The sequence below is a fragment of the Microbacterium sp. TNHR37B genome (genome assembly GCF_001620065.1).
GTDB lineage: Bacteria > Actinomycetota > Actinomycetes > Actinomycetales > Microbacteriaceae > Microbacterium.
Genome location: NZ_LQGV01000004.1, coordinates 330243 through 349122 on the forward strand (window position 1 = coordinate 330243; position 18880 = coordinate 349122).

The 18880-nt window shown below is 71.6% G+C and carries 15 protein-coding genes; 6 read left to right on the forward strand and 9 right to left on the reverse strand.

The annotated features are described in order from the left end of the window. Positions 1-2 precede the first annotated feature (2 nt). The gene (locus AVP41_RS15765; RefSeq protein WP_067166877.1) at positions 3-1403 is read right to left on the reverse strand and encodes an FtsX-like permease family protein; all 1401 of its coding nucleotides are present in this window, start codon (positions 1401-1403) and stop codon (positions 3-5) included. Then, entirely contained in the window at positions 1400-2161 is a 762-nt protein-coding gene (locus AVP41_RS15770; protein ID WP_067167264.1) for an ABC transporter ATP-binding protein, read from the reverse strand. Before AVP41_RS15770 ends, AVP41_RS15765 begins: the two co-directional genes overlap by 4 nt. A 101-nt stretch (positions 2162-2262) precedes the next feature. On the opposite strand from AVP41_RS15770, the gene AVP41_RS15775 reads away from it, so the two are divergent. Then, positions 2263-3411 carry a hypothetical protein gene (locus tag AVP41_RS15775; protein ID WP_067166880.1) on the forward strand — a complete coding sequence of 383 codons (1149 nt, stop codon included), beginning with the start codon at positions 2263-2265 and terminating at the stop codon, positions 3409-3411. 18 nt (positions 3412-3429) lie between these two features. Here AVP41_RS15775 and AVP41_RS15780 read toward each other — a convergent pair whose 3' ends face one another. From AVP41_RS15780 to AVP41_RS15790, 3 genes are read right to left on the reverse strand one after another with little or no spacing between them, the layout of a single operon-like run. Continuing rightward, positions 3430-3756, reverse strand: a complete 327-nt coding sequence (locus tag AVP41_RS15780) for a hypothetical protein (protein ID WP_067166883.1) — start codon at positions 3754-3756, stop codon at positions 3430-3432. Between the two features lie 35 nt (positions 3757-3791). Then, the gene (locus AVP41_RS15785) at positions 3792-4661 is read right to left on the reverse strand and encodes a DUF1295 domain-containing protein (RefSeq protein ID WP_067166887.1); all 870 of its coding nucleotides are present in this window, start codon (positions 4659-4661) and stop codon (positions 3792-3794) included. A gap of 23 nt (positions 4662-4684) precedes the next feature. After that, the gene (locus AVP41_RS15790) at positions 4685-6640 is read right to left on the reverse strand and encodes an AMP-dependent synthetase/ligase (protein WP_331709400.1); all 1956 of its coding nucleotides are present in this window, start codon (positions 6638-6640) and stop codon (positions 4685-4687) included. Between the two features lie 124 nt (positions 6641-6764). On the opposite strand from AVP41_RS15790, the gene AVP41_RS15795 reads away from it, so the two are divergent. Then, on the forward strand, positions 6765-8516 hold the full coding sequence (locus tag AVP41_RS15795) for a long-chain-fatty-acid--CoA ligase (protein ID WP_067166894.1): 1752 nt from the start codon (positions 6765-6767) through the stop codon (positions 8514-8516). Positions 8517-8557: 41 nt separating this feature from the next. Here the strand turns inward: AVP41_RS15795 and AVP41_RS15800 are convergent, their stop codons facing one another. After that, entirely contained in the window at positions 8558-9583 is a 1026-nt protein-coding gene (locus AVP41_RS15800) for a lytic transglycosylase domain-containing protein (RefSeq protein ID WP_067166897.1), read from the reverse strand. A 253-nt stretch (positions 9584-9836) separates the two neighbouring features. On the opposite strand from AVP41_RS15800, the gene AVP41_RS15805 reads away from it, so the two are divergent. After that, positions 9837-11942: a glucose PTS transporter subunit IIA gene (locus AVP41_RS15805; RefSeq protein WP_067166900.1), complete on the forward strand. Its 2106-nt coding sequence runs from the start codon at positions 9837-9839 to the stop codon at positions 11940-11942. Between the two features lie 49 nt (positions 11943-11991). Here AVP41_RS15805 and coaBC read toward each other — a convergent pair whose 3' ends face one another. Further along, entirely contained in the window at positions 11992-13209 is a 1218-nt protein-coding gene (gene coaBC, locus AVP41_RS15810) for a bifunctional phosphopantothenoylcysteine decarboxylase/phosphopantothenate--cysteine ligase CoaBC (protein WP_067166903.1), read from the reverse strand. Positions 13210-13245: 36 nt separating this feature from the next. Here coaBC and AVP41_RS15815 point away from each other — a divergent pair, with 36 nt between their 5' ends. Together AVP41_RS15815 and AVP41_RS15820 are read left to right on the forward strand one after the other, a co-directional pair. Beyond that, positions 13246-13956: an NRDE family protein gene (locus AVP41_RS15815; protein WP_067166906.1), complete on the forward strand. Its 711-nt coding sequence runs from the start codon at positions 13246-13248 to the stop codon at positions 13954-13956. A gap of 33 nt (positions 13957-13989) precedes the next feature. Next, on the forward strand, positions 13990-14628 hold the full coding sequence (locus AVP41_RS15820) for a YdeI/OmpD-associated family protein (protein WP_231902797.1): 639 nt from the start codon (positions 13990-13992) through the stop codon (positions 14626-14628). A 60-nt stretch (positions 14629-14688) separates the two neighbouring features. Here AVP41_RS15820 and AVP41_RS15825 read toward each other — a convergent pair whose 3' ends face one another. Beyond that, positions 14689-16272, reverse strand: coding sequence for a bifunctional NAD(P)/FAD-dependent oxidoreductase/class I SAM-dependent methyltransferase (locus tag AVP41_RS15825; RefSeq protein WP_067166912.1), 1584 nt, complete (start codon positions 16270-16272; stop codon positions 14689-14691). Positions 16273-16338: 66 nt separating this feature from the next. On the opposite strand from AVP41_RS15825, the gene AVP41_RS15830 reads away from it, so the two are divergent. Next, positions 16339-16941 carry a helix-turn-helix domain-containing protein gene (locus AVP41_RS15830; protein ID WP_067166915.1) on the forward strand — a complete coding sequence of 201 codons (603 nt, stop codon included), beginning with the start codon at positions 16339-16341 and terminating at the stop codon, positions 16939-16941. A 209-nt stretch (positions 16942-17150) separates the two neighbouring features. Here AVP41_RS15830 and pgi read toward each other — a convergent pair whose 3' ends face one another. Continuing rightward, the gene (pgi, locus tag AVP41_RS15835) at positions 17151-18830 is read right to left on the reverse strand and encodes a glucose-6-phosphate isomerase (RefSeq protein ID WP_067166918.1); all 1680 of its coding nucleotides are present in this window, start codon (positions 18828-18830) and stop codon (positions 17151-17153) included. Between the last annotated feature and the right edge of the window lie 50 nt (positions 18831-18880).

Here is an 18880-nt window from a genome sequence, read left to right on the forward strand (position 1 = left end):
AGTCAGGGCGTCCGGGTCGCGGCGCGCAGGAGCGGAACCGACGTCCAGAGCGACAGCCACACGATCCCGAACCCCGCCACCAGGGTGGCGGCGATGACGGCGAGGGCAGCCGGCGCGGTGAGCACGATGATCCCGACGACCGGCAGCGACATCACCGCGCCGAGGATCGCGCCGCCCAGGGCCGCCCACCGGAGCGGGACCATCACGGTCATCCGGCGGGCGCGCCGCACCTCCCGGTCCGACATCCCGAGCCGGTGGAGGCCCACCAGGAGCTCGCGATCCTCGAGGACGGAGGCCGCCTGCGTCACTCCGACAGAGCACGCCAGGAGAAGGAAGCCCAGCACCAGGGTGAGGAGCACCCCGGTGCGGAGGTCGGTCAGCAGCTGGATCATGGCGGCGTTCGACTCGTCGTCGGCGGACCCGGGCGAGGCCAGCGCAACCAGGCACGCCCCCGCTCCGCCCACGACCGCGATGAAGGCCATCATCGCGAGCGAGGAGACCCGGCGCCACGCCTGAGCGGCGTGTGCGGCCAGCTCACGGCCCGCGATCAGCCGCGCCGCCGAGGTGGCCGTCCGGGCGATCGCCCGGCCGCGGGCAGCCACGATCGCGGTGCCGATGACGTTCAGGAGCGCCATTCCGCCCGCGAACGCGAGGAAGAGCACCCCGACGCCGATCATCGGTCCCAGAAGCTCGCTGATCGTGCCGGCGGCGAAGACGAGGCCGACCACGGCCGCGAGCGCCACGGTGCCCCACACGAGTGCTCGGCCGCGCCGCGGTGCGGCATCGGTGCGCTGCCGCACGCCGAGGGGTGTCAGATGCACGCGACGCAGACTCGACGCGGCGCTTGCCGCCGCGATGACGACGACGGCCAGCACGACCGTGACCACGATGATCCATCCCGCCCAGAGCGCGGCGGCCCCGAGGGGCTCGCCGAAGAACGAGACGAGTCCCACCAGCGGCGTGAGCGCACCGTACAGCCCGACCCCGAGGAGAGCGCCGACGGCGGCGAGCCCGGTCGCCTCGATGAGGGTCAACGCCGTCACGTCGCCCGTCGTCGCCCCCAGGAGCCGCAGGGTGGCCAGGCGATCGTTGCGGCGGCGCGCTGTCAGCCGTGCCGATGCGGCGCCGAGTGTCGCGACGGGAACGGCCAGCAGCACGAGGGCCACGGTCGTGAACACGCCGTAGAGCGGACCGAACGGTGTGTCGGCGGCGCGCGGGTCGGTGTAGAACATGTGGGCACCGGCGGCGACCAGCAGGAGCACGCCCGTCGTGACGGCGAAGGCCACGACGGGGAGCACCGAGGCGGCGAGGCCCGCGCGGCGCGGGTGGGCGAACAGAACGGTGAGGCTCGCGAGGGGCGACGCAGAACGCCGCGCGGCCGGCGCCGGAACGGTGAGTGTCATCGGTGCGCCTCCGCGGCCGTGCCCGGGGTGCCGGTCGGTGCGTCGTTCACGAGGCGGCCGTCGCGCATGTGAAGGACGCGGTTGCAGCGGGCGGCGACCGCCGCATCGTGCGTCACGAGCACGAGGCTGCGCGCCGTCCCCTCCGCCCCGCGCAGGAGCGCATCGAGCACGTCGTTCGACGTGGCGGAGTCCAGCGCCCCGGTCGGCTCATCGGCGAACACGATGGCCGCCCCGGTGACGTGCGCGCGGGCGATCGCCACCCGTTGCGCCTGTCCCCCCGACAGCTGACCGATGCGCCGGGTCTCCATGCCGGCGAGCCCGAGCCAGCCGAGCCAGGCCGCGGCGCGCGCCTCCGCCTCGCCGCGAGCCACACCCAGGAGCAGCAGCGGAAGGGCCACGTTCTCCACCGCGGTCAGCTCCGGAAGGAGCAGATGGTCCTGGAAGACGAAGCCGAGGTGCTGCCGGCGCACGGTCGACCGCTCGTTCTCGCTCAGCGCGGCGAGCTCGCGCTCCTCGCCCGACGGCGTGCGCAGGAGGATCGACCCGGCATCGGGGGCGATGATCGCCGCGAGGCAGTGCAAGAGCGTGGTCTTTCCCGACCCCGACGCCCCCATGATCGCGACCGACTCGCCGGGAATGACGGTGAGGTCGACACCGCCAAGGGCGACGAGGTCGCCGTAGGTCTTGCGGAGCCCGGTCGCGCGGAGCGCGGGGAGGGGCGGCGTGGACGGTGAGGGAGTCGATGACGAGAAGGACATCACCCCAGCCTCGCGGCGCCGACGGGAGATGTCGTCGTGCGCGAGAGGCATCCCGGGTCCGCCGCACGGATGACATCGCGGACCCTGGATAGCCTGGAGGGATGATCGACCCCGACCTCCTCCTCTCGGGGCCGCGTGGTCGCCGGATGCTCCTGGAGCTCGCGGTGGAGCTCGAGCTGCAGCACCCCCTGCCGCCAGAACGTGCCGTGGGCGATGCGGTCGTGGCGGCGTCCTTCGCGCTCCGGACGGCCCGTGAAGACGGGGCGACACGACTCGCCGCGTTCGTCGGCGACGTGACTCCCCAGGCGGGCCATTCTCACGCCGGCGCCACCTCCGAGCAGGTCGCAGCGGCGCTGTCGGCCCTTCTCGCACGCGGGAACGCGGAACGCCCCGACTCCCTCGATCCCGCCGCCGTGCACCGCGCGCTCGTCCGGGCCGTGGACATGGCCGCGTACTGGCAGGAGCCGGGCACGGAAGACGCGGTCGCCGCGCACCCCGCGGTGCGCGAGGCCCTTCGCCCGCTCGCCGATCGGCTGGCCGCGGACCCGGCTGCGGTGTGGCGGGACGCTCCCGTGGCGGTCCGGGACCAGTGGGCCGTCGCATGGGACGGGCACGAGCCCGAGACACCGACCGATCCGGCCGAGGTGCTCCGGGAATGGCGCGAGCGCGTGGACGAGAACGTCGCCCGCGCGCGCCGTGACCGGCCCGCTGACCCCTCGGCGAACTGGAGCGGTGAGTGGTGGTCCACCCCGCCACGCCGCCTGGCACGCTCGGCGCGGCGCCTCGCCGACGTGTCCGGTGGTATCCCTGCGGCGCTCGAGTTCGTCGAGGACTCCCTGGGATGGGAGGAGGCGAACGTCCGCCGTCTCGGTGTGCCCGCGCACCTCCGGATCATGGAGGTCCGCTCCGCCGACGACTGGGCGCGGCTCTGCCGGGAGCACCCGCTCGATGTGACCCCGGAGGTCCGTCAGGACTGGTTCCGCACCACCGGCCGCGACGGCACGTGGCTCATCCCCGATTGGGCGAGCGTCGCGGCCGAGTACGACGCGGTCCACCTCACCGTTGCCGCGTACCTCTCCGCCGGCACGGCGATCCCCGTCGACGCCGATGCCCACGCCGACGCCGCGAGCGTGATCGCCGGGTGGAACCCCGATGAGACGTACTGGTTCACCGATCGCGTCCGCCTCGTCGACGCGGTGGAGCCGTGGCGGTTCGTCGACCGCGAGAGGTGGGAACCGGTCACCGACTGACCCGCTGCCCGGCGATGATCAGTCCGCCGGATCGACGGTGGCCTCGAGGACGCGACGCATCGTCTCGCGCGTGACGAGGTCCGCCTCACCGTCGATCCATTCGTGGACGACGAAGGGGAGACCGATCTCGTCGAGGAAGTCCGCCGCCTTCTCGAGCCGGGGGACGACCTGGAGGTGATCGGTGCCGAAGAGGGCAGCTGTGTAAACGGGGGCGCCCTCGCGGACGGCGTTCCTCATCTCGACCGTCGAGCGCCCCGTGATCCGGTACAGAGCCTGATACACGGCGCTCGGAAGATCGGGATGATCGGACAGCGTGAGCGAGAGGGCGTTCCGGGGACCGGTCATGACTCCATCCCACCATGCTCGCCGCACATCGCCCCTCAGAAGAGACGGGGGATGAGCACGGGAGTGCGCCTCTTGTAGGCCTGGTACTCCTCGTCGTCACCCCAGCGACGGTCGGCCTTCGCCTCCAGCAGGGGGATCCCGGAGACGCGAGTGAGAAGGAGGGTGACGAACAGCGGCGACAGCACGGCGACCCACTGCCACCCTTGGAGAACCGGAGCGGCGACGAGGAACACCCCCAGCCACAGCACGATCTCGCCGAAGTAGTTCGGGTGGCGCGACCGCGACCACAGCCCCGACGAGATGAAGCGTCCGGCGTGGGCGGGGTCGGCCCGGAACGCCGACTTCTGCGCGTCGGCGACGACCTCGATCACGAACCCGAACACCCAGACCACGATGCCGACGACCGACAGCCACCCCAGCGGCTCGCGCGTGGGCGAGCTCATCGCGATCCACGCGGCCGAGGCCGTGACGCTCACCCACGCTCCCTGCACGATCCACACCTGCAGGAAGCGCACGGGGCTTCCCTTGATCTCGTCGAACCGGTCGTCCGCTCCCGACCGGTGGATGCGCAGGAACAGGAACGTCGCCAGGCGCGCCGCCCAGAGCGCCACCATCGCGGCGAGCACCCACACCCGGGCATCGGGCTGCGGGGCGAGGGCGAGCAGCACGATCGTCACGAGGAAGAAGGTGCCGCCGCCGGTCAGATCGAACAAGCGCTCCGTGCGCTTCAGCGCCGACGGGATGTAGACGAGCACCTGGATCGCGAAGGCGGCGATCACCGCGAGGGCGAACAACGGGAACCCGGCGGCGGTGGCGCCGCCCTGGCTGCCGGCGACGGCGACGAGGGCTCCGATCAGGAGCGTGACGAGGATGGTGACGACGGACGCGCGAGGCGACGAGGACATGCGGTACTCCGGGGAAGTAAGGGTCAGCGGTAGAGGTCGGCGAGCACGTCGGTGCCCTCGGCGAGCAGCGCTCGCCGCTTGATCTTCATGGTCGGGGTGACCAGGCGCGTATCGTCCAGGTCGGCGACGACGATCGTGAATCGGCGCACCTGCTCGGCGCGCGAGACGCGGAGGTTCGCCGCGTCCACGACGCGCTGGAGCCGGTCCTGCAGCGCGGAATCGCGGAGGGCTCCGATGCCGCCCGGCCGGGCCGGAGGGAGGGCGACGCCGTGCGCGGTCGCCCACGCCGCCAGGGGCTCCGGATCGAGCACGAGCAGGGCGGACAGGTAGGGCCTGCCCTCGCCGACCATGATCGCGTGAGCGACCAGGGGATCGGATTCCACCGCCTGCTCCCACGCGTGGGGTACGACGGTCTTTCCTCCGCTGGTGACGATCACGTCTTTGACGCGGCCGGCCAGGACCAGGTGGCCGTGCTCGTCGAGACGGCCGAGGTCTCCGGTGCGGAAGAAGCCGTCGACGAACGCTTCCGCATCGTGGCTTGGGTCGCGGTATCCGGCGAAGACGCCGACACCGCGGGCGAGGATCTCGCCGTCTTCCGCGATGCGCACCGTCGAACCGGGGAGCGGGATCCCCACCGTTCCGGCGCGGATGTCGCCGGGGAGGTTCCCCGTGAGCGGCGCCGTGGTCTCGGTGAGCCCGTAGCCTTCGACCACGGGAGCCCCCATGCCGCGGAACAACAGCGCCACCTCGGCGTCGAGCGTCGCTCCGCCGGAGAGGATGTAGGCGAGGCGCCCGCCCATCAGGGCGCGGAGCCGCCGGTAGAAGAGGCGGTCGAACAGAGCCCGACGCGCGCGGAGCAGCGGCCCCGGGGTCACACCCGTCTCTTCGGCGCGGCCCCAGGAGATCGCCGTCCGCTCGGCTGCTCGCCAGAGGCCCCCGAGGCGTTTCGCCTGCGCTTTGGCGCCCGCGGCGGCGCGGATCTTCTCCAGCACGCGGGGCACGACGACGAGGAAGGTGGGGCGTCGGTCTTCGAGCACTCCGACCACGCGGCTCGTGTCGGCGAGGTGGGCGATGCGCATGCCCGACGCCAGGCAGATGAGCTGGAGGCCGCGCGCGAGCACGTGGGCGAGGGGGAGGAAGATCACGGTGTTGCCGTCCTCCCGGACGACCTCCCGGTAGGCGGCGGCGATGTTGAGCACCTGCCCGACGAAGTTGCGATGGGTGAGGATCGCCCCCTTGGGCTCCCCCGTCGTTCCCGAGGTGTACACGTAGGTCGCGGGGGTGTCGAGATCGGCGGCCGTCCGGCGGGACTCGAGCTCCTCGTCGTCGACCTCCCCGGCGCGCTCCCGCAGAGCCGTGAGTGAGCGCTCGCCCTCGTCCATCGTCCACACGCCCAGCGCGCCGGCGCCGGCTGCGGCGAAGCCGCGGGAGAGGGCCTCGGCGTGCGCACTGCTGCCCGCGATCCCGAGACGCGGCGCGGCATCCCGGGCGATCGCGGTCACCTGGTCGACGGAGGACGTCTCGTAGACGGGGACGACCACGGCGCCGGCGAACCAGGCGGCGAGGTCCGACACCGCCCATTCGTACCGGGTGGGCGCCATGATCGCCACCGCGTCCCCGACGGCCACCCCGTGCGCCATCAGGCCCTTCGCGAGGCTGCGGACCTCGCGCAGGAACTCCATGGTCGTCACGGGTCGCCAGGGCTCGTCCGCGTGCTCGCCGGCCACGTCGAAGGCGATGTGGTCGGCAGCGGCGGCGGCACGCTGGATGAGCAGATCCGTGACGTTGCGGTACTCGTCGATCTCGACGAGCGGGTCGGTGCTGCGCTCGCGCATGGGCCTCCGTTCGGGTGTGGCTCCGGCGCCGGGAACGGGCGTCGTGGCCGGGTGGCCCAGAAGCCATCCTGCCGCGTCGGGGATGCCGTTCCGGGCATCGAAGCGGGCCGTGCGGTAGCGGCCCCGATGCTCATTCGGAGCCAACCGGAGATCGGATGGGTGCTCTTTTCGCGGCGGTGTCGTCGCGTCCAGCTCGCGCCCCGATCGGGCGGGTAGCGTGATCGATCGGCGCGACCTTCCGGCGCGTGTGAGAACGAGGAGTACCGCGATGAGCCACTCGACCGCCGACCCGAACGAGGACGACGTCCTCGCCGCACGCCCGTGGCTCCGTGCCTACGCCGACGGTGTGCCGGCGGAGATCCCCCCGGTCACCGAGACGCTCGTGGAGATGATGGAGTCGTCGGCGCGGAAGCATCGCCGGCGCGTGGCGCTGGAGTTCTTCGGCGCGCAGACGACGTACCGCGAGCTCGCCGATCGCATCTCGCGTGCGGCCGCGGGGCTGCGCGCGCTCGGGGTGCGCGCGGGCGACCGCGTGGCCCTCGTGCTTCCGAACTGTCCCGACCACGTGGTCGCCTTCTACGCGGTGCTCCGGCTCGGCGCGATCGTGGTCGAGCACAATCCCCTCTACACCGCCCGGGAGCTGCGCCACCAGTTCGAGGTGCACGGAGCGGATGTGGCGATCGTGTGGGATTCGGTGGCCGACACCATCGCGACGATGCCCGACGACGTCCGCCCGGCCCACGTCGTGGCCGTGGACCTCACCGAGGGGATGCCGCTGCGTACGCGGCTCGCGCTGCGTCTCCCGGTGCGGCGTGCCCGGACCGCGCGTGCCGCCCTCACGCGGCGCCCCACGGCGAAGGGGGTCCGGCGGTGGTCGTCGGTCGCCTCCGGGCGCCCGCTGTCGTCACGCGTGCCGAAGCCCGGCCTCGACGACATCGCGCTCCTCCAGCTCACGAGCGGCACCACCGGTGCGCCGAAGGCGGCGATGCTCTCCCACCGGAACCTCCGCTCCAACGCCGCACAGGGACGCGCGTGGCTTCCGGGTCTCCGGGACGGCGAGGAGGTCGTCTACGGGATCCTGCCGCTGTTCCACGCCTACGGGCTCACGCTGTGCCTCACCTTCGCGATGTCGATCGGCGCCAGGCTCGTGCTGTTCCCGAAGTTCGATCTCGACCTCGTCGTCGCCGCCAGCCGGATCTCGCCCCCCACCTTCCTTCCCGCCGTGCCGCCCATCTACGACGCGCTGGCCCGCGCGAGCGTGCAGGGCCGGATCGACCTTCGCGGTGTGCGTTTCGCCATCTCCGGCGCGATGAGCCTCCCGATCCCCACCGTCACGAGATGGGAGGAGGCGACCGGAGGTCTCCTCGTCGAGGGATACGGGATGACCGAGACCTCCCCGGTGGCCCTCGGTAACCCCGTCGGACCGTCCCGCCGCCCCGGCACCGTGGGGGTCCCGTTCCCCAGCACCGAGATCCGCGTCGTCGACCCGTCGGATCCGACGGTGCGCCGCGCGCCCGGGGAAGAGGGGGAGCTGTTGATCCGCGGTCCGCAGGTCTTCCGCGGGTACTGGAACGGCACCGCCGAGACCGACGCCGTGCTCCTCCCCGAGGGATGGCTGCGGACGGGCGACATCGTGACGGTGTCCGATGACGGCTTCGTCACGATCGTCGACCGCGTGAAGGAGCTCATCATCACCGGCGGGTTCAACGTGAGCCCGAGTGAAGTGGAGCAGGCTCTCCTGCTGCACCCGGATGTCGCCGAGGCGGCCGTCGTCGGGATCCGCCGCCCGGGAGGAGGCGAGGACGTCACCGCGGGGGTCGTCCTCAGGGACGGAGCCGTCTTCGACGCGACCGCCCTGCGGGAGTTCGCGCGGCAGCATCTGACCGCCTACAAGGTCCCGAAGCGCATCGTCGCCCGCGCCTCCCTCCCGCGCAATCAGGTGGGGAAGGTGCTCCGCCGCGTCGTGCGCGAGGAGATGAGCCGGCCGGACACCTCACCGGACACGACGACGGCGGGCTGACCGCGCCCGGAAGCGCCGTCAGCCCGCCGCCTCGGAGCAGGTCAGTACCAGCCGGTGGACTGGGAGTGCGACCAGGCGCCGCACGGGGTCCCGTAGCGGCCGTCGATGTAGCCGAGACCCCAGCGGATCTGTGTGGCCGCGCTCGACTTCCAGTCGCTGCCGGCGCTGCCCATCTTGCTGCCGGGCAACGCCTGCGGGATGCCGTAGGCGCCGCTGGAGGAGTTGTAGGCGCGGTAGTTCCAGCCCGACTCCTTGTTCCAGAGCTTCTCCAGGCAGGAGAACTGGTCCGAACCCCAGCCGCGGTCGGCCAGGAGGGCCCGGGCCGTGGCCTTGGCGCCGGCGACCGAGTTGTCGCCCGACGAGGCCGGCGAACCGCTGGACGTGCCGCCGCCGGAACCGCTCGATCCGCCCGAGCTCGACGCCGCCTCAGCCTGGGCGGCCGCCTTGCGTGCCGCCTCTTCCGCCTTCTTCTTCGCCGCGGCGGCGGCCTTGCGCCGTTCCTCGGCCTTCTCGGCCTTCTCCAGGCGCGACAGCAGTCGGTCGGTGGCCTTCTCGACCTTCGCCGTGTCGGCGGCGGCCTCCTCGGTCGAGGCGGGCAGGAGCAGCACCGGTGTCACGGCGATCGTCTGGAGGGTCTCGATGTGGTCTTCGACCACCGAGGTGTCGATCGTCTGGGCGCCGGTGATCTTCAGCTTCGACCGGGCGACCTTCTTCTCCGCCGCCTCCGCCTCGCTGACGGCCTCGCGCGCGTCGCCCAGGGCGTCGCGGGCATCGTCGACGATGTCGTCGAGCGGTTCGTTGGCCAGGGCCTCCGCTTCGGCCGAGATGTACGGCGCGGTCGTCGTGTCGGTGCTGGCCTCGGACACCAGGGAGCGGGCGACCGTCGCCGAGACGGCGGCGCGGACCGTGGGTCCGGTCGTCGTCTGCGAGGTGACGGCAGGGTGCGCCGACGGGCTCTGAGCCGCCTGTGCGGCGGTGGACATGCCACCGACCAGGCAGAGGCCGAGAGCGACGGCGACGGCAGCGGAAACGGACGATTCGTCGGAACGGCGGGGGGTGAAACGCATACGCAGAGATGTCTTTCGGGTGGCTTCGACGCGGGCAGACGACCGCGACAGTGCCCTCGGGCCGGGCACAAGTCCCCGAGTGTGCAGGCCGAATCTGGACGAAACGTGTGGCGATCCTGGGTGATCCGTGAGAGCGGAGGATCTCCGGGGGAGCGGAAACGAATGTGGTCAGACCTACGGCCGCAACCCCCTGTCGGGGGTGGGGGTGCCGGTATAGAGTCCCGTCTGAGAGATTCCTGAGAGGACGAAGAACATGGCATCCAGTCCTGCAGCCGACATCATCGATGCGGTCGGTGGACCGCAGAACGTCGCGAGTCTGACGCACTGCGCAACGCGACTGCGCTTCCAGTTGCGCGACGGCGAGAAGGTCGACAGGAGCACCGTCGAAGCCATCCCCGGGGTGATGGGCGCCGTGCCCCAGGCCGGCGATCGCTTCCAGGTCGTGATCGGCGGCGGCGTGCAGACCGTGTACAACGACATCATGGCGCTGCCGCAGATGGCCGACGTCGAAGCCCCGTCCGATGCCGACGTGAAAGCCGCCCAGCGTGCTCGCGGCCCGCGGGGCAACGTGGCCTGGCTCGACTCGCTCTTCGAGTTCCTCTCCGACTCGTTCCGGCCGATCCTCGGGGCGCTCCTGGGCGCCTCCCTGTTCATCACCTTCATGGCCCTCATGTCGACCCTCGGCGTGATCGGCAACTGGGCCGACCCGCGCACCGAGCTGCCGCCCTCCTGGCAGTTCGTCAACCTGATGTGGCAGTGCGTGTTCGTCTTCCTGCCGCTCATGGTCGCCTACAACGCCGCCAACAAACTCGGCGCCGACCCGTGGGTCGGGTTCGCGATCATGGCGGTCGTGATGCTCCCCGGGTTCACGAACCTCGCGAACCAGGACGGCGCCCAGCAAGTCGCCTTCGCCGGAACGGACATCACGACGATCCCGATCTTCGGGATACCGCTGACGATCTTCAACTACAGCTCTCAGGTCTTCCCGCCGCTGCTCATGGCCGCCGTGCTCGGTCCGCTCTACAAAGGCCTCAAGCGGATCATCCCCGACAACCTGCAGCTGATCTTCGTGCCGTTCCTCTCGATGCTCGTGATGATCCCGCTCACCGCCTTCCTGCTCGGTCCGATCGGCGTCTACGCGGGCGCGGCTCTGGCGGACCTGCTGAGCTCGATCAACGCCTTCTCGCCCTTCATCTTCGCGATCATCATTCCGCTGGCCTATCCGTTCATGGTGCCGCTGGGCCTGCACTGGCCGATCAACGCGATCATGCTCCTGAACATCCAGAACCTCGGCTACGACTTCATCCAGGGCCCGATGGGTGCCTGGAACTTCGCGTGCTTCGGCGCCACGGCCGGTGTGCTGCTGCTGGCCTGGCGCGAGAAGGACAAGCAGATGAAGCAGACCGCGACGGGTGCCCTGGCCGCGGGGCTCCTGGGTGGCATCTCCGAGCCCTCCCTCTACGGCATCCATCTGCGGTACAAGCGCATCTATCCGCGGATGCTCGTCGGCTGCCTCACCGGCGGTCTCATCATCGGCATCGGGAGCATGGTCCTGGGACTCGAGAACGGCGTGACCACGAAGGCGTTCGTCTTCACGTCGCTCTTGACGATCCCGGCCTTCGATCCGATCGGGCTGTATGCGATCGCGGTGCTCGCGGCTTTCGCCGTCTCGATGTTCCTCATCGTCGTCGGGGGCTACAAGGACAAGGAGCCGGTTGCCGCGGCCGACGCCGCCATCTCGAGTGGCGCGATGCCGGGCGCGGGCGCCGGCACCGCCGAGTCGGTGTCGGACGTGGCCGGAGGAACGGCCCTGGCCACCGCTCCTGCCGCCACCGCGACCGCCACGGCGCCTGCGGAGAAGAGCGCGGCCGCGCAGGCCGAGCATGTCGCCGAGCTGACCCTGGTGCAGATCATGTCGCCGCTCGACGGCACCGCGGTGGCGCTGTCGGAGGTCCCCGACCCCGTGTTCGCGGGTGGAGTCATGGGGCCGGGGGTCGCGATCGAGCCCACCGGCGACACCGTCAGCGCGCCCGGGGCCGGAGTGGTCGTGGCCGCGCAGCCGACGGGGCACGCTTTCGGTCTGCAGCTCGACAACGGTGCCGAGATCCTCATCCACGTGGGGATCGACACCGTCAATCTGAAGGGCGAAGGGTTCGACGTCAAGGTCTCCGGAGGGGACCGCGTGGAGGTCGGCGATCCGCTCGTGGTATTCGACCGCGCCGTCATCGAGAAGGCCGGCTATCCGCTCATCACTCCCGTGATCGTGCTGAACGCCGATGCCTTCGAGACCGTCGACCCCGTGGAGCTGGGCGCCGTCACGGCAGGATCCCCGCTGCTCGACCTGCAGAAGAAGGGCTGATCGGAGCGAAGCGAGCCGCGCGAGTCGATGGGCTCAGCGGGCGACGGACTCAGTGGTCGACGGGCGGCAGCGCCGCCACGGCATCCCACAGGGCGTCGGCGACCTCGCGCTTGGTTCCGCGCGCGCGCCCGACGGGGCCGTCTGCGGTCAGCAGGACGGCCTCGTTGTCGGGCGACTCGAAGCCCCGGTCCCAGTCGACGCGGTTGACGACGAGCAGGTCCGTCCCCTTTCGGGCGAGCTTCCGCCGCCCTCGCTCGAGGAGCTCGGCGTCGTCGGCGGCGGTCTCGGCCGCGAATCCCACGATGCGCTGCCCGGGCACCCGGTGCGCGACGAGGTCGAGAAGGATGTCGGGGTTCGCGACCAACGACAGTGTCGCGGTTCCATCGCCGTCCTCCTTGCGCAGCTTCTGGTCGGAGACGGTCTGCGGGCGGAAGTCGGCGACGGCGGCGACCATGACCACCACGTCGGCGCCCGCGCTCGCGCCGCGCATCGCCTCGTGGAGGTCGGCGGCGGTGCTCACCCGGGTGATCTCGATCGAGGGATGCTGTGCGGCTGCGGCGAGCACACCGTCGTCGACGTGCCCGGCCACGAGGCGCACCCGAGCGCCCCGGGCGGCCGCGGCGAGAGCGACCTCCGCGCCCTGTCTGCCGGAGGAGCGGTTGCCGAGGAAACGCACCGGGTCGAGAGGTTCCCGCGTGCCGCCGGTGGACACCGCGACGATGCGATCGGCCAGATCCCGGCGCGGGGCGAGCAAGGCCTCGGCGGCAGCCGCGATCTCCTCCGGCTCGACCATGCGGCCCGGGCCGCTGTCGCCCCCGGTGAGGGGGCCGTCGGCCGGACCGATCACCTGCACCCCGCGGCTTCGGAGCGTGGTGATGTTGTGCTGCGTGGCGGGGTGCTCCCACATCGCGGTGTGCATCGCGGGCGCCACGAGAACGGGCGCGGTCGTGGCGAGGAGGGTCACCCCGAGCAGGTCGCCGGCGATCCCTGCCGACATCTTGGCGAGGGTGTTCGCCGTGGCCGGTGCCACGATCACGAGGTCGGCGCGGGTCCCCAGTGCCACGTGGCGGACCTCGGCGACGTCGTCGTGGACGGAAGTCGTGACAGGATGGCGGCTGATCGCCTCCCACGTGGCGGTCCCCACGAACCGCAACGCGTCCTCGGTGGGAACAACGTGCACCTCGTGCCCGTTGGTCACGAGTGCGCGCACGAGAGTGACCGTCTTGTACGCGGCGATGCCGCCGCTGACCCCCACGACAACGAACATGCCCCGATCCTCCCACGGCCGCAGGAAGGTAGTCCCATGTGTACCGTGATCGTCCACGTGCCCGCCGATCCGGAGACCCCCACGCGGCTTCTCGCCGTGCGAGACGAGGATCCCGACCGGGCATGGGACCGGTTGGGGCAGTGGTGGCCGGGCGACCACCCGGGCGTCGTCGGCGTCCGTGACGCGCGGGCCGGGGGTGCGTGGCTGGCGGCCGATCCCGCGGGCGGACGCGTGGCCGTGATCCTCAACCGCGCCGAGCTCACCGATGTCGACCCCGCCCATCTCGGTTCCCGGGGGCACGTCGTGCTCGCAGCGGTGGCGGGGGAGTCGCTCCCCGACGCCCCGCGCGTGAACGGCTTCAACCTCGTCGAGGTCGCCGCCGACGGCACTCGCGTGACCATGTGGGACGGCGAGCGTCTGCGCACGCAGCGCCTCGCGCCCGGCGTCCACATGATCGCGCACGACGACGTCGACGACCCGGCCACGGCTCGGATCGTCGCCTGGCGCGACGCCTTCGCGATCCCGGGCGGCGGGGATCCGTGGTGGCGCGAGTGGCTCGATACCCTCGAGCGGACCGCCACCCTCGATCCGACCGACGAGCGGGCCATCATCCGGGACAACCGTCCGTACGGGTATCCCACGCAGTCCCTCCTCGTATGCGCGGCCTCGGTCGATGCGTCCGGCGCCGAGGTCGTCTACGGCGAGCTCGACCGGCCCGGGGAGTGGAACCGGCTCGAGCTGCGCTGACGCGGTGTCGGACCCGTCTGGCACTCTGAGCAGGTGAGCGATCCCGAGGAGCGTCCGGCGGTGTTCTTCGCCGATGCGGCCGAGTTCCGGGCGTGGCTGGAGCGGCACCACGACACGGCGACAGAACTGTGGATGGGGCTGTACCGGAAGGGCGACCCGCGGCGGGGGCTCACGTGGGAGGAGGCCGTGCCGGAGGCGCTGTGCTTCGGGTGGATCGACTCGGTCAGTCAGCGCATCGACGAGCATTCCCGGCGTCAGCGCTGGACCCCGCGCTCCCCCCGCTCGCACTGGAGCACGGTCAACATCGCGCACGTCGAGCGCCTGATCGCCGAGGGGCGGATGCGCCCGGCCGGCCTGGCAGCCTATGAGCGGCGCAGCCCCGAGCGCACCGCTCAGGCCTCGTTCGAGCGCGACGACGAGCTGACCGCCGACGAGCTCGCTGCGCTGGCCGCCGACCCGCGCGCGTCCGCGTTCTGGAGCGAGACGACGCCGACCTATCGCCGCATCGTGGCGACGTGGGTGCGCAGCGCGAAACGGGAGCAGACCCGTCTCGACCGGTTCGCCACGTTCCTCGCCGACAGCGCCGCCGGACGCCTGATCCCGCCGCAGCGCTACGGTACCCCGCCCGCCTGGCTGACCCGGGCGGCCGCGGCCGCCGCCGCCGTGGACTGACCCCGCTCACCGGCCGCGCGCCGCAGCAGCCGCCGGCCACCGCCCGTCGCGTCGCCGGCATCACCGCGCTGCGCGTTGCAGGAGGAGGACGCCGTCGTCGAGGGTCGCGCTCTCTCCGGTCGGCGAGGTCACCGCGCGCTGGCGCACCTCGACGAGCACGGTCGTCCACTCCGATGCATCGAGCCCGAGCAGGTCGACCTCTTCCCGGGGCCCGAGCAGGGGTGGTCCGTCGTGTGCGGAGGCGTGGCCCCCGTCGTGGTCCTCGCGAGCCCACGGCGGCGGGGCGGCATGCGAGAGAACGAGCAGGTGGCCACCGGGCGCGACGCGCTCAGCCGCCGTGCGCAGCAGCGGGATGCGGGGGAAGTCCGGTTCCCACGAGTGCAGGAAGCTGGAGGCCACCAGATCGAACATCGCCTCCGGAAGCGCGTGGCCGGCGTCGGCGGCGACGAACCACACCCGATCGGCGAGCCCGCGCTCGTCGGCCGCCGCGCGGCCACGCGCGACGGCCGTCTCCGACACGTCCACGGCGGTGACCTGCCAGCCTCGTTCGGCGAGCCACACGGCATCGGCCCCCTCGCCGCACCCGATGTCGAGGGCGCTGCCGGGCGAGAGCGTGTGGGCGACCGCCGCGAACGTCGCGTTGACACGGCCCGACCAGACCCGCTCGTCGCTCGCGTAGCGCTCCTCCCAATGCGCGTTGCGCTGGTGGCGTCGGGCCTCGACGGCGCGGCGGGCGTCTTCGGCGACCAGGGCCGCGTTGACCGCGGCCCCCGCCATCGAACCGGCCCCCATCGAGAGCGGCACGTTCCCGTACGGCGCCGTCGTGTTGCCGGCTGCCCACACGCGCGGGTGACTCGTCGATCCGAGCGCGTCCACAGCCAGCGGCGCCCCCGGGGCGTCGGCGCGCGTCAGGTGCAGGCCGTCGACGAACGTCAGGTCGAGGGCGGGAGTGGGCGCGACGAAGAGCGCACCGAGCGGGTGCTCGGTGCCGTCGGCGTCCCGCACGGCGGTGAGCGCGCCGGAGTCACCGGTCACCAGAGCGCGGGCGGGCGCGGTGACCACACGGATGCCGCGTGCGAGGAGACGCGCCATCGTCTCGCTGTCGAGGTGCCCGGCATCCGCGGTGAAGGCGGTCACGTCGTCGCTCCACTGCCGGACGAGTTCGATCTGATGGATGCTCGCTGGCGAGGTCGCCCACACCCCGAGCCGGCGCCCCGCCACCTCCCACCCGTGGCAGTAGGGGCAGTGCAGCACCGAACGGCCCCACAAGGCGGCGAGGCCCTCGACCTCGGGAAGGACGTCACGGATGCCGCTGGCGATCACCACCGCGCGGGCGTGGTCGATCGTGCCGTCGTCGCGGGTGATGCGCATCCGGTCCCCGTCGTCGATCACCGTGGCCACCGAACCGTCTGCCACGACCACGCCGTAGGCGACGACCTCGTCGCGCCCGCGCCGCAGCAGCTCGGCCGGGTCGGTGCCGTCGTGGCCGAGCACGCCGTGCATGTGCGCGGCGAAGCGGTTGCGCGGCGACCCCGCGTCGATCACCAGCGTGCGTCGCCGCGCGCGCCCCAGCATCTGTGCGGCGCTCAAGCCCGCTATCCCCCCGCCGATCACCACGGCATCCCATTCGCGTTCGTTCGTCATGGCATCCAGCGTCGACCGCAACGGAACGGCTGGCAAACAAGCTTGCAGAAATGGCAAACTGCCGAGATGGTGAATCCACGCGACCACGATGCTCCGGAGAGCGATGCGCTGAACAGAGATGTGCTCGAACAGATCGGTCCGCGGCTGCGTGCCGCACGGCAGGCGCGCGGATGGACGTTGGAAGAGCTGGCCGAGCCGGCCGGGATGTCGGCGAGCACCCTGTCGCGGCTCGAGTCCGGAAAGAGGCAGGCATCGCTCGAACTGCTGCTCCCGCTGACCCGGCGCCTCGGGATGCGCGTCGACGACCTGTTGCCGGGGGAGAGGTCCGATCCGCGGGTGCGGCGCGCCGTCGAGCGCCGTGACGGGATGGTCATCGCGCCGTTGACGCTCGAACACGCGCCGGTGAAGACCTACAAGATCCGCTACACGCCCGCCGCTGAGGCTCCCGCCCCCCGCATTCACGACGGTTACGAATGGCTCTACGTGCTCAGTGGGCGCATCCGGCTGGCCCTGGACGGAGCGGAGCACGTGATCGAGCGGGGCGAGGCGGCGGAGTTCGACACGCGGCTGCCCCACAGCATCAGCGCCACCGCCGACGGCCCGGCGGAAGTCATCAGCATCTTCAGCGCCACGGGCGAGCGCATCCACACCCGCGTCGCGGAGCGCTGAGCCCGCACGGACCGCAGACTCGCCGCGCCCCGTCGGTCAGCCCGTCGCCGACGCCGCCCGGGGATACGGCCTCGACAGGCCCCGGCGGCGGCCACAACGGCGGATGCTTCTGCCGACACGCCGGCCAGGGCATCCGCGCGCCGGCGTGTCGGGAAAGATCTCCGCCGCTGTGTCTGCCCGGAGGGGCACAACAGGGCGGGGTGGTCGGGCTAGCCGCGGTGCTCGCGATAGTAGGCGAGGAGCGCCCGCGTCGAGGCGTCCTGCGCATCGATCGCGGCCTGATCGCCCTCGATGGCCGGAGCGATCTGCAGCGCCAGCTGCTTGCCGAGCTCCACACCCCACTGATCGAAGGAGTTGATGCCCCAGATCACGCCTTGCGTGAAGGTGATGTGCTCGTAGAGGGCGACGAGCTCGCCCAGCACCCGTGGCGAGAGCGCCGGGGCGAAGATCGAGGTCGTCGGACGGTTGCCGGGGAAGGTCCGAGCGGCCACGAGCGGTCCTGTGGTGCCCTCCGCCTCGACCTCCTCGGCCGTCTTGCCGAAGGCGAGCGCCTTGGTCTGGGCGAGGAAGTTGGCCAGGAACAGTCCGTGCACGTCGCGCCCACCGTCCTGGAGCGGATAGGCGGGGTTCACGAAGGCGATGAAGTCGGCGGGGATCAGGCGGGTGCCCTGGTGGATGAGCTGGTAGAACGCGTGCTGTCCGTTCGTTCCCGGCTCACCCCAGAAGATCTCGCCGGTGTCGCTGGTGACCGGCGACCCGTCCCAGCGCACCGACTTGCCGTTGGACTCCATCGTCAGCTGCTGCAGGTAGGCGGCGAAGCGGCTGAGCTGCTGTGCGTAGGGGAGGACGGCATGCGACTGCGCGCCGAGGAAGTTGGTGTACCAGACGTTGAGGAGTCCCATCAGCACGGGCACGTTCCGCTCCAGCGGAGTGCGGGCCACGTGCTCGTCGACGGCGTGGAACCCGGCGAGCAGGTCGCGGAACGCGTCGGGTCCGAACGTGATCACCAGCGACAGGCCGATCGCCGAGTCGACGGAGTAGCGGCCTCCCACCCAGTCCCAGAAGCCGAACGCGTTGGCGGTGTCGATGCCGAAGGCGGCGACCTTGTCGAGCGCGGTGGAGACCGCGACGAAGTGGTGGGCGACGGCATCGGTGCGCTGCGCCTCGGACGCATCGATCGCCCCCGCCGCTTCGAGACCGGCCCACAGCCAATCGCGCGCAAGTCGGGCGTTGGTGAGGGTCTCCAGCGTCGTGAACGTCTTCGACGCGACGATGAAGAGCGTCGTCTCGGGGTCGAGGTCCGCCGTCTTGTGTGCGAGATCGAACGGGTCGATGTTGGAAACGAACCGCGCCTGGATGCCGGCATCCGCATAGGGCTGGAGCGCTTCGTAGATCATGACCGGCCCGAGGTCGGAACCGCCGATGCCGATGTTCACGACATGGGTCACCTTCTTGCCGGTGATCCCCGTCCATTCGCCCGAGCGCACCCGGTCGGCGAAGGCGGACATCGCCGCCAGCACCTGCTGGACATCGCCGTCGATGTCCTGGCCGTCGACGTGCAGGGCGGGCTCCGCGCCCGCGGGGCGGCGGAGGGCGGTGTGGAGGACGGCGCGGTCCTCGGTGGTGTTGATGTGCTGGCCCGCGAGCATGGCTGCGAAGCGTTCGGCTACACCGGTCTGCTCCGCGAGGCGGACGAGGGAGGCGAGGATCTCATCGTCGACGAGGTTCTTGGACAGGTCCACGCGGAGGTCGGCGAGGTCGAACGTCAGACGCTCGACGCGCCCCGGGTCGGCGGCGAACCAGGCGCGGAGGTCGGGGGTGAAGCCGTCGCGTCGGGCGGACAGATCGGCCCAGGCGGCAGTGGTGGTGGCATCGATCGGAGTGGTCACGGGTCCACGGTAGCGCGCTCGACGACGCCTCACGCCTCGGCGTCGCCGTG